This is a genomic window from Streptomyces sp. ADMS (assembly GCF_033441795.1).
Taxonomy (GTDB): domain Bacteria; phylum Actinomycetota; class Actinomycetes; order Streptomycetales; family Streptomycetaceae; genus Streptomyces.
Genome location: NZ_JAVFVX010000423.1, coordinates 1 through 478 on the forward strand (window position 1 = coordinate 1; position 478 = coordinate 478).

Sequence of the window (478 nt, forward strand, 5' to 3'; positions counted from 1 at the left end):
GGTCGGCAGCCGGGGCCTCGGGGCGTTCGGCAGCCTGCTGCTCGGTTCCACCGCCCTGCATCTGACCGCGCACGGCCGCTGCCCGGTGCTGGTGGTGCGCGGCCGGCCCGACCCGAGCGGTCCCGTACTACTGGCGGTCGACGGCTCACCGGCGGGCGAGGCAGCCGTCGAGTTCGCCTTCGCCGAGGCGTCGCTTCGTGGCGTGGACCTGCTGGCGCTGCACGTCTGGAACACCCGGAGCGAGCGGGCCTACCAGGGCCCTGGTGATCCACTGAACGCGGTGGTGGACATCGAGCGGCTCCGCCAGGAGGAGCAGCGGTTGATGGACGAAACCGTGTCCCCGTGGCAGGAGCGTCATCCCCGGCTCGTCGTCGAGCGGCGCCTGGTGCGATCCCGTGTTCGCCCGGCCCTGATCGAGGCGACCCGCGATGCGCAGCTCGTCGTGGTCGGCGCCCGCGGCCGTGGCGGCTTCACGGGC

General features: G+C 73.6%; 1 protein-coding gene. It reads left to right on the forward strand.

Annotated elements, in window-relative coordinates:
- Positions 1 to 478: universal stress protein (locus RB628_RS41375; RefSeq protein ID WP_318325766.1), on the forward strand; the 478-nt coding region annotated here is incomplete at both ends.